Below are 14,416 nucleotides of genomic sequence, written 5' to 3'. Positions count from 1 at the left end.
CCGGCCGTGAAGCTGGCGCTGTGGGTGTCGAGCGTATCGACGTCGGCAAAGGCAACAGCGCCGCCCTGGGCGTGCGTCACCGTATTCTCGTCAGCCGCCTTGTCGGTGATCTCCGTCACAGCACCGCTCTGCACACCCGAGGTGATCACCGGCGCATCGTTGGTGCCGGTGATCGTGATCGTCACCGTCGCCGACGACGTGTCGCCGTCGCCGTCGGTGATCTCGTAGGTGAATGTGTCCGTCACCGCCTGGCCCGCGGCAAGACTTTGGACCCCGGCATTCGAGTTGTTGAGCGTGTAGGTGTAGCTGCCGTCGGAACCAAGCACCAACGCGCCGTACTGACCCGTCGTCGAACCGCCGACCAGGCCCGGGGTGCCACCAAATGAAACGGAGGTCACTTTCGCGCCGTCTGCACCCGCTACATCCTTGGCGCCATCCGTTCCGTTCGCGTCCGTGCCGCCCGAACCGGTCAGCACGTTGCCATCGGCAGCCAGAACGCCATCTTCTGACACGCTGTCTGCGTCGGCAGCAGCGAGAGGCACGTCGTCCGAGACGGAGACTGTCACCGTGCCTTCGGCCTTGTCGCCGTCGGTATCGGTTGCGACCACCGTGACCTGGCCGAGGTTCGCAAGATCGTCGGAATTGATGCCGGGATGGCTGGCGTAGTTGCCGTTCAAAGTTGCCGTCACCGTTGCGCTATCGCCGGCGCGAACCAGGTCGAGCGTCACAATCGCTATACTGCCTGCCCGGCCGACGATCTGGGTATCGGAAACACGATCCCAGGTCAGCGCACCAGTCAGCCCGCCAATGTCGCCGAACGCAATCTTCGCAATTGCATCCGAACCGGCGACAAAGCCGATTGTGCCACTGCTTGTCTCTGTGCCACCGGCCGGCGTCGAGCCGTTCACAAGGTTCTGATCGTCGAGTGTCAGCGATGCGGATGCGGCAAGCGGATCAACCGACGGGCCGGCGCCGTCCGTCACCTTGATCGTCTGGCTGTCGCTCGTCGTGTCGTTGTCGCCGTCCTTCGCCGACAGCGAGAACGTGACGTCGAGGCCGCTGGCATTGTTGAGGTTGCTCGCCGCCTGGAACGACCAGGTCTTGTCCGCATTGACCGTCAGCGTGCCCTCGGCGAGCGTGAACTCCACCTTCTGGCCCGCCGTCAACGTCAGCGTCTGCGTCGTGTTGCCGACCGTTACGTCAACCGTGCCGACGCCGTCGGCACCCTCAGTCAGGGTCCAGTTGCCGCTCAGTTGCTGACCTTCGACTACCTGCGCCGCCTCAGGATCCGTGATGCCGATCACAGGAACGTCGTCAACGACATCGACGCGCAGCGTGGCCGTGCCGGTCGCACCGTCACCGTCGGTGACCGTCAGATTGAAGATATCCCGGTCCTGTTCGACATTGGCGCCCGGGTTCACCCCCGAACCGGTAACCGGCTTCGTCAATTCATAGCTGTATTGCGCAACGCCGGTCGCGGGATCAAAAGCAGTGATGGTCAGCACGCCGAACTGGCCCGCAACCGATTGCCCGACGAGAGTGCCAATGACAAAGGTCTGACCGTTGATCGTCAGGCTGGCGATATCTCCGGCGCCATCCCGATCGGAAATGGTGAAGGTGCCATTGACCGACGCGCTGCCATCACCGGCGCGCGATCCGCTTGCGAGGCCCGCTTCATCAACCTGCCGGTCACTGACAAAGACGCCGCTGGGGTCGCTGTTGCCGTCAGGAATGATCGACGGAGCGTCATTGGGATCGAGGATCGGCAGCTCGGTGGTCTCAAGCGCCGGAAATTCAAGCGCGGTCGGCGCCAGCAGATCAATGACCGGGCCGGCCTGGCCGATGTCGCCATTGGCCTCGGCAAACTCGCCACCGCTGCTCTGGTTCGAGACGACGCTGATGCTGCCGTCCGGGCCGGCCGCGACGTTGATACCGTTTTCGCCGAGTACGGCGACGAGGGTTTCACGCGGGATTTCGGCATCACCGATCAGGAAGGTCGGAACCTTCAATGCCGCGTTGTGGATGGTGATCGTGGAACCGTCAGGCTGTTCCAGAACGATATCCGTTCCCACGACCTTGATCTTTTCGATCGAAGCGCCTGCGGGCAGATGCACGACATTCGAGGCGTCGGCGCTGATCTCAGCCGGCATCGGCGGCGTTTGAGGCGCGGGCTCTGCACCTTTCACGGCCGCGCCGGTTGCCGGGTCGATGAGTTCTGGTTCTCCCGCGGGAGCGGCCTGCGCCACCAGTCGGTCAGCCTTGCCGTCCGGCGCGTTGCGGAACTCGATTGCCTCTGCCTGCGTTGCGGCGGCTTCGTTGGAAATTGTGTTGCCTTCGGTTGCCATGGAAATACCCCTCGACCTTTGCGGGCAAGAAAACACCAAGCTTTCGAGATCGCAATCGAAGCCGAAGAGCTTCGGCTAAAACAGCATAATATGTTATGCCAATACCCAAAAATGGTGATGTTAGTACAAATTTAGTATTTCTGGTCACCGATCGGAAAACCGTCCGGCGACCAGCACCCGCGATAAAACAGCCTCCGTTCCCGCTCGGCGACCACAACGTCTGCACCGTTGAAGGCTCCCTATTGTCGAGCGACAACCCAAAAGCATTTGTCCAGCAAACGCTGTGACCAGCAGTCGGCGCGACGAGCGATGGTTATGAAGACAGCGCCTTCCACGAAGTAGAATCGCTCCTGCCCTACAAGAATACACAAGTATAAAATTTGAATAAAATTTTACACAAAACGTATTATTTCGAAGCACACTAAATAATACATACCACTTTACCAGCATTTTTCTTTTCGTTCGTACAGTGCCCTCAAGAAACCGAGAGACACGGCGATGAACAAGAAAAGCTGGAAGCACTGCGGAAAATACCTGAAGACTTCAGCGCTCGCGATCGGCCTGGTGTCGCTTTTCTCGACGTCACCCACGCAGGCCGAACCGGTGATGCTCAACCCTGGCCTCCTGCAGCAGATGATGAACCTGGCGAGCCCGCTCGCTGCCGTCGCGACGGAGACCGTCAGCACCTGGTCGAAGCGGGCCTCCGAAGCGCGCGCCGGTCAGCTCGTACAGAACGTGGCAGTGACGACCCGCCCCGATCTTAGCACCCAGGCACCGGCACAGTCGGAACCGTCCGCCGTTTTCCATTCCGTTGCATTCCGGGTCTCGTCGATCCCCGTTGCCCGCAAATGGAAGACGGTCTACCCGGCAGTCGCGGCGGCGGACTTCAAGCACTGCGAACAGCAGAGCGGTTGCGCCGCTCGCGACATTCTCGGCAAGGCGGTGGAAAATGCGAACAGCCTCGCCTTCCGCCAGAAGATCAGCGGCATCAATCGGACCGTGAACCGGATCGTGCGCTACCAGCCGGACGCGGAAAACTACGGCTCCAAGGACTATTGGGCGACGCCGGACGAAATTCTTGCCCGCGGCAAGGGCGACTGTGAGGACTATGCCATCCTGAAGATGGCTGCCCTGAAGGCGGCGGGGCTGCCGTCGGAAGCCATGTCGATCGTGGTTCTGCGCGATGTCAGACGCAACCTTTACCATGCGGTGCTCGCAATCACGACGAGCCAGGGCCACTTCATCCTCGACAACCTTAGCGACGAAGTGAAGCTCGATCGCGCGTTGCCGAGCTATCAGCCGCTGTTTTCGGTCAGCGCCGATCGCTCCTGGATCCATGGCATTAAAACCACCGGCGACAAGGTCGCCTCCGCAGCACCTCTCGCGGATGTCATGCCGGGTGAGGGCATCGCCATTCGCTGAACTCCGCCTTCACCACGCAGGATCCGCGTGACGACCTTGCCATGAGCGTCCGCAATGGCGCACGCCAATCAACCCAAAATGAAGCCGATGATCACGTCCTGGTCCACGAGCGGGGCCAGCGCGGCGTTGAGCTTACCGCGCGTAACTTGCCCCTGCACGCCGATGGTGAAGCCCGCCGGTTGCGGCTCCCCGGGCGCCGCTTTCAAGCGGTGGACAAGATCGATGAACTGGACGTCGAACGAAAGCCTCAGGCCACGCGCCACTTGAGGCTGCTGTGCGCGCAGCACACGCGTTTGGACGAAGGAGAGGAACGCAGGGTTATAGGCGATGATATGCTTGTTTCCGGTAAGCGCGAAGGCTGGCGACGGGCTGGCACGGACCTGACTGGCAACGGCCGCCAAACTGCTGCGCTTCTTGGCCGTCCCGAGTTCATCGTGAAGGTACCGGGTCGCGACATAGCGCAGACGCGCCGTCAGGTTGCCTTCGCCTTCGAGTTCTTTTTCGCAGGCTGCAACGATGTCGGCCAGCCGGCGCCCCTGCCGTACCGCAAGCTCGCCGAGACATTGCCAGTAGATTTCCTCGAGCTTGATCCCGCGGCGTTGTCCCCCGACGGCAACGACGCGGAACCGAAGCGCCCTGAGATCCTCCTCAATCGGGAAGGGCTGCGTTTCGCTCATCATTCAGCGCTCCCGCAGAGCTTCCTCGCGGGCCTTGTTGATCGGCTTCATCAGGTAGGCAAGAATCGTCTTCTTTCCGGTCATGATGTCGAGCGAGGCAATCATGCCCGGCATGATCGCGTATTCGCGCCCATCCTTCACGAGTGCCGCCATGTCGGTTTTGACGCGCACGAGATAGTAGGTCTCACCGTTGTTCTGGTCGACGAGGCTGTCAGCGCTGACGGTCTCGACCACCCCGCCGAGGCCACCATAAATCGAGAAGTCATAGGCCGAGACCTTGATCAACGCCGGCTGGCCTGTCCGGACGAAGGCGACGTCCCGCGGTGAAAGCCGCGCCTCGACAAGCAGCGTCTCCGATGTCGGCACGACCCCACCGATCACCGCTCCGGGCGTCACGTAGGCGCCGACCGTGTTGACATCGAGTGTATTGATGATGCCGTCGACCGGTGAACGAATGTCCGTATTGGCGACCCGGCTGGTGGCGCCGCGGATGGTTTCCTCGATGACGGAGAGCTGGGAAAGCGCCTCGGTTTTCTCCGCCAGGGCCTCCTGCTTCAGTTGCAGCGAGAGCTCTATCACCTGCAGCGATGCTTCTTTGAGCGCTGCCTCGAGCTTGCCGACAGATTCCTTCCAGAGGGCGAGCTGACCCCTTGTGTCCGTCAACTCCTTCTCGACCCGAAGCAGATCCGTCTGCGCGACGAGCTTGCGCTTGGCCATCGGCTCAAGCAGCCCCTGCTCCCGTTCAGTCACCTTCAGGCTCTCGGTCAACCGGGTAATGTTGGCCACGGCTTCCGCCAGTTCCTTCTGACGCTGTCCCTCGCGGGCTTGCATGACCGACAGCTTGTTGTTGAAGTTGCCTGCCTTGGCCTTAAGCAGTTGCTCCTCGTTAGCGCAGATGGCCGGCGCAACCTTGGCAATATCCTCCGGGCACCTGTACCTGGTGTCGTAGTCACCGGTCTCTTCGAGTTCCAGCCGCGCGATCTGCGCGCCCAGCGACCGGGCTTTGGCTTCGAGCTCGCCCAAGGAAGAGCCGCTTGCCGTATCGTCCAGCCGCAGGATCAGATCGCCGCGGCGCACGACCTGTCCCGGCTGCACCGCGATCTCGCGCACGATGCCGGGTTCGCTCGACTGAATGATCTGCGTTTTCGAGACAGGAATGACCTTTCCTTCGCCACGGGCGATCTCGTCGACCTCGGCGATCGCTGCCCAGGCGACAAAGGAACTGATCAGCAGGCCGATGACCAGCAATCCGGCGCGCGCGGCCAGTGGCGGTTTCTCAGTCATATAGGCCCCCTCCGCGCCTTGCGGACCAACCCCATTTCGCCATCGCGCCGAAAGCGCGCGTCATAGCCCTGCCCCCTCCGCCGGTCCAGCAGGACCGGAACGCCGCTGCAATTGCTCGATGACGGCAGCCTTCGGGCCATCGGCGACGATGCGCCCTCGATCGAGAACCAGCAGCCGGTCGACGAGGCTCAGCATGCTGTGGCGGTGGGTCGAGATCAAAAGGGTGACGTCGCTGCTGAAGACATTGGAAAGCTTGTTGATCAGCTCGCGCTCGCTGGCGAGGTCCATCGCGCCGGAAGGCTCGTCCAGGAACACAACCTTCGGCTTGCGCAGCAACAGCCGGGCGATGGCCACCGCCTGACGCTGCCCGCCGGAAAGCTGTGAGCCGCGCTCTCCCACCGGCATGTCGTAGCCGCGCGGATGATGCGAGACGAAATCGTCGACGCCGGCGAGTCTCGCTGCCGCAACCACCTCTTCATCGCTGGCGGTCGGGTTCGCCATCAGCAGGTTTTCCTTGATGGTGCCGGAGAAGAGGTCGGAATTCTGTGACACGAACGAGACCGCCGAACGAACGACGGAAGGATGCAACTGCCGGATATCGACGCCGTCGAGCAGGATGCGACCGGCGCTCGGCGCGTAAAGACCCGCCAGAAGCCGACCGATCGTCGTCTTGCCGGAACCGATGCGGCCGATGATGCCGACGCGCTCGCCCGCCTTGATCGTCACGTTCATGCCGCTGACCACCTTGTGGTCCGTTCCGGGATAGGCAAAGTCGAGATTGGAAAAGGCGATGCTGCCGTTGCGGATCTCGCGATTGACGAAACCGATGGTGTCGGGCCGGTCCTCCGGCTGCTCCATCACGGCATTGAGAATCCGCAGCGACAAAATGGCCTGACGAAGCCGCGCCAGGGTCATGGCGACCTGGCCGAGTGGCGCGACGGCGCGGCCGGCAAGCATGCTGGCGGCGATGATCGCACCGGACGAAATCTTGCCTTCGGTGAACTCATAGGCGCCGGCCACGACGATACAGACCGTCACCAGTTGCTGCACGAACTGCGTCGCGTGCGAGGCCCAGGAAGAAATCTCCTTGATCTGCTCGGACGTGTTCGAGGAATGCTTGGCAAGCTCGTTCCAGCGGCGAAGCAGCTGTTTTTCCGAATGCAGCGTCTTCACCGTTTCGATCGCGCTGATCGTTTCGACCAGCAACGCCTGGCGCTGGGCTGACTCATTCGAAGCTGCGGCGACGCGATTGCCGATCTTGTATTGCGCGACATAGCCGATCAAGAGGCTCAAGAGGAAGGCGACCGCCGGTATAAGCGCGATCCAGCCGGCAACGGCATAGACGGCTGCGATGAAGACGAAGACGAAGAGGCTGTCGATGATGGTGCTGATCGTGTTCGAGGTGAAGAATTCCCGAACGAATTCGTACTGCATCGCGCGGTTGGCATATTCACCGGTCGAAGGCGGCCGCGATGCCAGGGTCGCGTGCAGGATCTTCTCGAACAGCATGTAGGAGAGCTTTAGATCTGCCTTGCGACCGGCATAGTCGATCAGCGCCGCGCGGACCGTCTTCAGCAGGAAGTCGAAGAGAATGGCGGTGCTGATGCCGAGCGCAAGCACCCAGAGCGTCGCGATCGCCTTGTTCGGCAGGATGCGATCATAGACATTCATCGTGAAGAGCGGCGCGGCGAGCGCTAGAACGTTGATGAAGAATGCCGCGATCGCGACCTGCACATAGGCTTGCCAGAAGGGTTTGACAGTGGACGTCAGCCAATGCCGGCGGTCGATGTTGCGCGCCTCGCCGACGCCGCGGCCAGACGCGACGTTGAGATAGGTGGCCGAAAAGGACACGGCATAGGCGAGCCCCCCGAGCTGGAGGTCGGACAGCCTTGCCACCGCCTCGGCGGGCGCCGCCACCTTGTTGGAAAGGCTCAGCGTTCCATCGGGCGCCTCTTCCAGTAACGCCATGGCGCTGCCATCGCGAAAGACCAGCAGCAGCGGGAACACGAAATCACGATTGCCGATCGCACGCGCGGAAACGAGCTCCGTTTCCAGGCCGACTCGCTCGGCGGTGCGGGAGACGTCCTCCGCGCTCGGCAACCGAGCGTCGAACGGTACGTCAGAATAGAGCACACTGTCTGACGAGGGGCGGTTCAAGAAGATGCAAATCTCCTTGAACGCCTCGGAAAAGCCGGTCAGAGACGGGCCAATCTGCACATGCCTGTCAATGCCTTGCATTACCACCAGTTGTGTCCGCCCTACCGAGGACTATCATTTCTGCCGGATCGGCGCCAACAAGTCGAGCGGCAAGTCGTTCGTCTGGCGCGAAGGGACACGGCGATAGGTTTCCGTGGCCGGCGCATCCGGGACATTGAACTCGTTGCGCGCATAGGCTTCTGCTTGCGCCGGCGCCTTGATCCGCATCGTCGGCAGGAGTTGGCCCGTCGCCGCAAGCAGCCGGTATTCGGCGAACAGCGCCGCGTACTGCGCGGTCTTTGCGAGGACGCTGACGTTGAAACGCGAGTTCTGCGCGCCGAGCACGTCGAGCAACGAACGCTGGCCGACCTTAAGCTGCTCGCGATAGGACTCGACGAGCTGCACGTTCATCTGCGCCTGCGCGTTAAGCGTGCGGGCGATGTCATACTGGCTGCCGCGGCGCTCCCAGGAGATGCGCACCGCTTCCTCGACCTCGCGGTGCGCCTGGTGGAAGACCAGCCGCTGTTCGCTCGCCCGACGCATCTGCTCCTGCTCGTTGGCGACGTCGATGCCGCCGCGATAGAGATTCCACTTCGCAACGATCCGCCCTTGCGCGTCCCAGGTGTTACCGGTCGAGCCATCGATATCGTTGCCCGTACGCACTCGGCCCTCGGCAAAGACTTCGGGCAGCATGTCCGAACGTGCGGCCTTGACCTGCGAGTCCGCGACGTTGATGTCGGAGTCGGCGGCCTTGATGCGCGGGTTGTTGGTGCGGGCAATGCCGATCGCTGTCTCCAGCGTCTTCGGCAAAGCGCCTGCGACCGATTTCGGCATGGATGGTTTGGTGAGCGGCTGTCCGACCAGCCGGTTGAAGCTGATCTTGACGGTATCGAATGCTTCTTCCGCTTCCTGCAGGCGTGCTTTCGCCGCCAGCAGGCGTTCGCTTGCTTGCTGACGATCCGCCTCAGTCAGGGCGCCGCCTGAAATCAGCGAGCTGATATCCGACAGGATCGACTGGTGCACACCGACATTCTTGCGTGCTTCCGCAACGATCTGCTGCTGGAGAATATACTCGAAATACTCGCGAACGATCTGCAAGCCGATCGTTTCGGAACGCTCGAGGACACGGAACGAGGCACTGTCGACACGTGCCGCCTGGCGCTCCAGTTCGGCACGACGGCCGCCGCCATCGAAGAGCTTCTGCGTAATGGTCAGGCCGACGTCGGAAGGATAGAGCGGGTCGTCCTCGATGGACGCTAGCCGACGGCTGCTGTCCTCGAGATGCCGCACGCCGGTCGAAGCTTCGACGTCGACGCTCGGCAGATAGAGACCGCGCGCCTGACGCAGCTCGAACTCGATCGCCTCACGGTTTTCGATCGACTGACCGATTTCCGGGTTCGATTCCATCGCAATCTGAAGCGCTTCTCTGAGCGTCATCGCTTCGGCTGCACCACTCGCGAACACGGTTGACGCGAGCAGAATGGAAAGCAGCCCGCCCCCAAGAGTTTTCCCCACTTTCAATACCATCCCCCTCGCAATCAGTACGATGCCGGCTAATCCAAGCGTACGCCACAACTGCCTTAATTCATCGATAGATAATACAAAGGTAATATAGGGCGGCTACCAATTTTGGGGTGGTTCCAGGAAGCCGCAACCTTTCGCACGGCTATGTTGCAAAAATGGAACAGCCACGAAGCGCCCAAGATTTCCAGTAACCTATTGGAAACATGTAAGTTGTTCTCAGCCTTCCAGTTGAGCAGATGCCTCTGGCTCACGAATGGTCACGTCAACTCACAACGTGAGCGCGACTACTAAACTTCATCTCAGCCACTGCGAGCGAAAGTTGCATGCCACTCTGGCACAAGCAGCGTCCACCCGAGTAGCTCAGGCCGAAGGTAGGCGTACGAAATCGACACGTTGGGTGCCCTCAGCGGCGACCGTGATGGTCTCGGAGGCCGCGGCCCGGCGCAATCGCTCGAGATCGACGCTGCCGTCGAACAATGCACCGCCAACGCTGAGTTCAAGATCGACCTTGCTGCCATCGGCCGAAAAATGCGCCGCCGAGAGCGCCTTCGTCAGGCGGGTGGAAACCTGCTCCGCATCCGCCTCGCTTGCGCCGATGAGCAGGACGTCGAAACTTGCCGGTCCGGTTCGCGCGACAATGTCGTCGCGTCGCACCGATGTGCTGATCGTCGAGGCGACGAATTGCAGCAGTTCCTCGCTCCAGGCCGGGCCGAAAGCTGCGCCGACATCGTCAAGATTGTTGATTCTCAGATGGATGAGCGCCCCGTGGAGCTCCTCGCCACCACGCTGACGGCGACGTTCGAGGCCATTGACCTGCTGAACGAGCCCGCGCCCGGTGACGCAGCCCGTCGTGGCGTCATGGGCAACCACGTGGTTGATCTGATTGCGCAGGCGCTGGGCCCGGCGAAACTGCGTCGCTGCCAGAACAATCAGTGGCACGCCCATCAACAGCGAGATCAGAGCCGCGCCGACGACCGCAGCCGCATAGGGTCGGTCGACCAGGGCGACCAAGCTGACATAGACTAGAACCTGAGCAAGCACAGCGAACCCAACAATGCCGCCGATGGCATATCGCGCGATCCGCCAATCTTTCTGCCCGTTGAACTGCACGTCTCTTTGCATGCCTCGCTCCCGATTCACCAATGACAATCGGTCTAGCGCGAGTTTATGGATATTCCATTTCGATGGTACCTACAACTTTATGCAGTGCATCTGTTGTCCAGGGAAATTGCACCAAAACGGGATATCATCCACGGCCAGCGCAAATCGGCCATACTCACCACACCCTCAAAATCGATCACGACACGGGGAAGCATGCGACAAAGGGCTTCAGCCACCGCGAGGAGCCGACCACGCGCGGCGCTCCCAAGCTGATAGGTCGGCCAATACCCGAAAAGACGAGCAACCGCTCTTGCATTCAGGCGGCATCCGGTTCGGTCTGCCTTTTCCAGTTTGAAAGAGGCGCGCCTTCAGATTACTTGCGCTGTTACCGCGTGGATCGAGTTGTTACCGTAACCGAGACGGTTCCACTCAGCGCACTCGGGTTGTGTCCGCCCCGCCATGTCGGTGGCCCGCGCCCGCACGGTGAGCGGCCCGGTCTCCTCAAGTGGCGTGATCAGTTCCCACCATTGCCATGCAGCACGCCGCCCTTCGCCAACGAGGCGCGCTGCGCGCCACGGGCCGCCGTTCAGGCTCACATCGACCCTGGATATGCTCCCGGCGCCCGACCACGCGACACCACGGATCGCGGTCTCGCCGCGCGGGAGGCTCTCCCCCTGGTCAGGCGACGATATCAGCGCTCGCACGTTCATAAGCTTCACCGGCGCACGCTCCTCGCGCCCGTTCCGAGGCCACTGGTACCAGTATTTTTCCGTTTGATAGTGGGCCTTGCAGGGCTCATCCGTAACGACGATCTCGGTCAGCCACTTGACGGACGCCACCGCATACCAGCCAGGCACGATCAGCCGCAACGGATAGCCGTGAGGTGATGACAGTGGCTCACCGTTCATCTCGTAAGCAAGAAGCGCGTCCGTTTCGCGAATCTGGTCCAGGCTGAGGCCACGTTCGAAACGAACCGGCGCATCGTGCCCTTCGACGAGCCCGCTATCCGCACCGCGAAATACGAGTTCCGTCGCACCGGGTCGCAGGCCCGCTCGTTCAAGCACTTCGATCAGGGGAATGCCGGTCCATTCGGCGGTGCTGACGGCACCAAGGCCCCAGGCTTCGCCGGGCACGGCCGGATCGAACAGGTTGCGGCCGTTGCCGGCGCATTCGAGGGTCACCACGAAGCTTTCAGCATGAAGGTTGTGAAGCTCCCTCAGGCTCAGGCTCAGGGACCGTTCGACCAGCCCGCCGACTGAAAGCCTGTAGCTGTCGCCGTCGAGGCTCGGGATTTCGAAGTGGTTGCGCAGGTAGAACCGACCGTTCGGCATCACTGCCCCGCCCGCAAGGTCCGGCACCGACGTCTCGCCGTTCAGGGGATTGACGCGATGAATGAGAAGCCCAGCCTCGATGGCATCCTGGCAAGCGTCTGCGGGGTCGAGCAACGCGGCAGAAACGTCCACCGGGCAGGCATCGCAGCCGCCGCTCGAAACCACCGCGGCGCACGACATCGCCGCGATCACTTCGACCTCCCCGGCTTGACGGAAAGGCGCCAGAAACGCTTGGAGGACGGTCTCATCCGCCGCCTCGGCAATGAAGAAGAGGGAATGCAAGCCCCTCACGACGGCCTCGCCCTTGATCACCACACCATGGCGAGCGGCACTCGGCCGGCTCAAATGGTTCAGCAGCATCGCGCCTTTGGCCGGGTCGCGCGCGGGGCAGGTTTCGGGTGAGTGCTGATGGTGCACAATGAACAAGGGCATCGACAACTCCATCCTGGGGCTGCGCGGAACCGTCCGGTCGGTCTGAAGACGATCAGTCCTGATCCTTGGGCGCATTGCGCTGCCGGCGCTGCAAAAGATCACTCCAGAGCCTGCACGATGCCAATAGGACCGCGCCTCCTCCTGGCGAGACCAGACAAGCATCGGATGCAACTTATCACGCCCCGGCTGCGCTTTCGCCCGATATCCTTGGCAAGTCCTATCCGAAATGTCTGCAGCTATTCAGGATCATGCTCTCGTGACGGCTCCCCCTCGAACCAGAAATCGATGCGGTCCATTTTGAGTTACGAGAGCAACTGCGCCCGACTTCAAATATTCTTCTCAATTGCGGGCCAAATTCATTTGCCTGCAAGCCGGAATAGCGGAAAATTCAAGCTGCCTGCTGGGGTAACCGAGCGTCGCAATGACGGTATCGGCAGTTGCCGTTTAAGGGAGGAGAAAATGGCCGGTCACCATTCAGAACCGAGCGGACCCGATCTGGCCCTCGGCATCGCGCTCACCGATCTCTCCGATGGCGGCAAGCTGGTCGGCCATCGCGATGGCGAGCCCGTGCTTCTGGTGCGTCGCGGAGCGGAGATATTTGCCGTTGCTGCCACCTGTTCGCACTATGGCGGGCCGCTGGTCGACGGCCTCGTCGCCGACGACAGCGTCCGCTGCCCCTGGCATCACGCCTGCTTCGACCTGCGCACCGGAGAGGCCCTGCGCGCGCCTGCGCTGTCGCCGCTCGCTTGCTGGTCGGTCGAGCACCGCGGCGAGAGGATTTTCGTTGGCGAGAAGCGCAAGAAGCCATTGTCGGCCCCGCCCGCAGGCGACGCCGGGGTGTCTCCGGAAAGGATCGTCATCGTCGGCGGTGGCGCGGCCGGTTTTGCCGCAGCCGAGAGACTGCGGCGTGAACAATATCAGGGCGCCATCGTCATGATCAGCGACGACGAGGCGCTGCCTGTCGACCGCCCCAACCTTTCGAAGGACTATCTCGCGGGCAAGGCTCCCGAAGATTGGATCCCGCTGCGCAAGGAAGGCTTTTATGCCAGGAACGGCATCGACCTGCGCCTCGGAACCAAGGTTGTCGGCATCGATGCCGGTGCCAGCGAGGTCGTGCTCGCCGACGGGGCACGGGTCGCCTTCGACAAACTGCTGCTCGCGACTGGTGCTGAACCGGTGCGCCTGGCGATACCCGGCGCCGACCAGCCTCATGTCCACACGCTGCGCACGCTCGCCGACAGCCGCAGGATCATCGCGCAGACCGGCGCGACGCGACGCGCTGTCGTGCTCGGCGCCAGCTTCATCGGTCTTGAGGTTGCCGCCGCTCTTCGGACCCACGGTGTCGAAGTGCATATGGTGGCGCCCGAGGAACGGCCGATGGAACGGGTGCTGGGCCCCCAGATGGGCGACTTCATCCGCGCCCTGCATGAGAAGAATGGCGTCGTCTTCCACCTTGGGGATACCGCCGCGAGCATCGGCGCGGGCGAGGTACGGCTGAACAGCGGCGGCACCCTGGCCGCCGACATGGTCGTTGCCGGCATCGGCGTGCGACCACGGATCGATCTCGCCGAAAAGGCCGGTCTTGCCACCGATCGGGGCGTCCTGGTCGATGCCTATCTTGAGACCAGCGTGCCGGGGATCTATGCGGCCGGCGATATCGCGCGGTGGCCCGACCCTCACAGCGGCGAAAACATCAGGGTGGAGCACTGGGTGGTGGCGCAGCGGCAGGGAGCTGCCGCGGCGCTCAACATGCTCGGACGCCGGAAGAAGTTCACGGATGTGCCGTTCTTCTGGAGCCAGCATTACGACATTCCGATCAACTATGTCGGCCATGCCGAGGCATGGGACGCGATCGAGGTGGAGGGCGATGTTGCCGCGAGGGACTGCCTCCTGCGCTTCAAGCGTGGCGGACGCGTTCTGGCGGTCGCCACGATCTTCCGCGATACCGAAAGCCTCGAGGCAGAACTGGCGATGGAGCAGAGCGCGGCCTAGGACCAATCGACATTCAGGATTCCCAAATCGCTTAATCGCTGATTCATAAGATACCGTGTTAGGCACGGAGGTCGATGGTGGCGGTTAGGCGGTATGAACTGAGCGACGCTCA

The 14,416-nt window shown here is 62.1% G+C and carries 9 protein-coding genes; 2 read left to right on the top strand and 7 right to left on the bottom strand.

The genetic code is table 11. The features are described 5' to 3' along the window. Window positions 1–2,345 (bottom strand): VCBS domain-containing protein (locus BBX50_RS25355; RefSeq protein ID WP_202619045.1); only part of this gene is annotated, 2,345 nt, incomplete at its 3' end. Between the two features lie 498 nt (window positions 2,346–2,843). Here BBX50_RS25355 and BBX50_RS25350 point away from each other — a divergent pair. Beyond that, window positions 2,844–3,767 (top strand): transglutaminase-like cysteine peptidase, encoded by a 924-nt coding sequence (locus BBX50_RS25350; RefSeq protein ID WP_244513228.1) that lies wholly within the window; start codon window positions 2,844–2,846, stop codon window positions 3,765–3,767. A 68-nt stretch (window positions 3,768–3,835) separates the two neighbouring features. Here the strand turns inward: BBX50_RS25350 and BBX50_RS25345 are convergent, their stop codons facing one another. From BBX50_RS25345 to BBX50_RS25320, 6 genes are all read right to left on the bottom strand, one after another. Then, window positions 3,836–4,447 carry a ribbon-helix-helix domain-containing protein gene (locus tag BBX50_RS25345; RefSeq protein ID WP_244513227.1) on the bottom strand — a complete coding sequence of 204 codons (612 nt, stop codon included), beginning with the start codon at window positions 4,445–4,447 and terminating at the stop codon, window positions 3,836–3,838. Next, window positions 4,448–5,728 (bottom strand): HlyD family type I secretion periplasmic adaptor subunit, encoded by a 1,281-nt coding sequence (locus BBX50_RS25340; protein WP_065778061.1) that lies wholly within the window; start codon window positions 5,726–5,728, stop codon window positions 4,448–4,450. It lies immediately after the preceding gene. Window positions 5,729–5,788: 60 nt separating this feature from the next. Then, a complete protein-coding gene (locus BBX50_RS25335) occupies window positions 5,789–7,966 on the bottom strand; it encodes a type I secretion system permease/ATPase (RefSeq protein WP_065778060.1) in 2,178 nt (725 codons plus the stop codon). 33 nt (window positions 7,967–7,999) lie between these two features. Further along, complete coding sequence (locus BBX50_RS25330; protein WP_244513229.1) at window positions 8,000–9,361, bottom strand: TolC family outer membrane protein; 1,362 nt, start codon at window positions 9,359–9,361, stop codon at window positions 8,000–8,002. Window positions 9,362–9,808: 447 nt separating this feature from the next. After that, the gene (locus BBX50_RS25325) at window positions 9,809–10,570 is read right to left on the bottom strand and encodes a diguanylate cyclase (RefSeq protein WP_065778058.1); all 762 of its coding nucleotides are present in this window, start codon (window positions 10,568–10,570) and stop codon (window positions 9,809–9,811) included. Window positions 10,571–10,917: 347 nt separating this feature from the next. Then, complete coding sequence (locus tag BBX50_RS25320; RefSeq protein WP_065778057.1) at window positions 10,918–12,312, bottom strand: sulfite oxidase; 1,395 nt, start codon at window positions 12,310–12,312, stop codon at window positions 10,918–10,920. A gap of 459 nt (window positions 12,313–12,771) precedes the next feature. On the opposite strand from BBX50_RS25320, the gene BBX50_RS25315 reads away from it, so the two are divergent. Beyond that, window positions 12,772–14,304: an apoptosis inducing factor family protein gene (locus tag BBX50_RS25315; RefSeq protein WP_065778056.1), complete on the top strand. Its 1,533-nt coding sequence runs from the start codon at window positions 12,772–12,774 to the stop codon at window positions 14,302–14,304. Window positions 14,305–14,416 lie beyond the last annotated feature (112 nt).

The sequence above is a fragment of the Ensifer sp. LC11 genome, from assembly GCF_001695835.1.
GTDB lineage: Bacteria > Pseudomonadota > Alphaproteobacteria > Rhizobiales > Rhizobiaceae > Ensifer.
Note: the sequence above shows the minus strand (reverse complement) of the source record. Positions and strands in the feature narration are given on the sequence as shown.

Excerpts from the sequence above, each read along its gene's own strand:
- BBX50_RS25315 (WP_065778056.1), top strand. The coding sequence starts at position 12,772 with ATGGCCGGTCACCATTCAGAACCGAGCGGACCCGATCTGGCCCTCGGC.
- BBX50_RS25330 (WP_244513229.1), bottom strand. The coding sequence starts at position 9,361 with ATGACGCTCAGAGAAGCGCTTCAGATTGCGATGGAATCGAACCCGGAA.
- BBX50_RS25340 (WP_065778061.1), bottom strand. The coding sequence starts at position 5,728 with ATGACTGAGAAACCGCCACTGGCCGCGCGCGCCGGATTGCTGGTCATC.
- BBX50_RS25335 (WP_065778060.1), bottom strand. The coding sequence starts at position 7,966 with ATGCAAGGCATTGACAGGCATGTGCAGATTGGCCCGTCTCTGACCGGC.
- BBX50_RS25350 (WP_244513228.1), top strand. The coding sequence starts at position 2,844 with ATGAACAAGAAAAGCTGGAAGCACTGCGGAAAATACCTGAAGACTTCA.
- BBX50_RS25320 (WP_065778057.1), bottom strand. The coding sequence starts at position 12,312 with ATGCCCTTGTTCATTGTGCACCATCAGCACTCACCCGAAACCTGCCCC.
- BBX50_RS25345 (WP_244513227.1), bottom strand. The coding sequence starts at position 4,447 with ATGATGAGCGAAACGCAGCCCTTCCCGATTGAGGAGGATCTCAGGGCG.
- BBX50_RS25325 (WP_065778058.1), bottom strand. The coding sequence starts at position 10,570 with ATGCAAAGAGACGTGCAGTTCAACGGGCAGAAAGATTGGCGGATCGCG.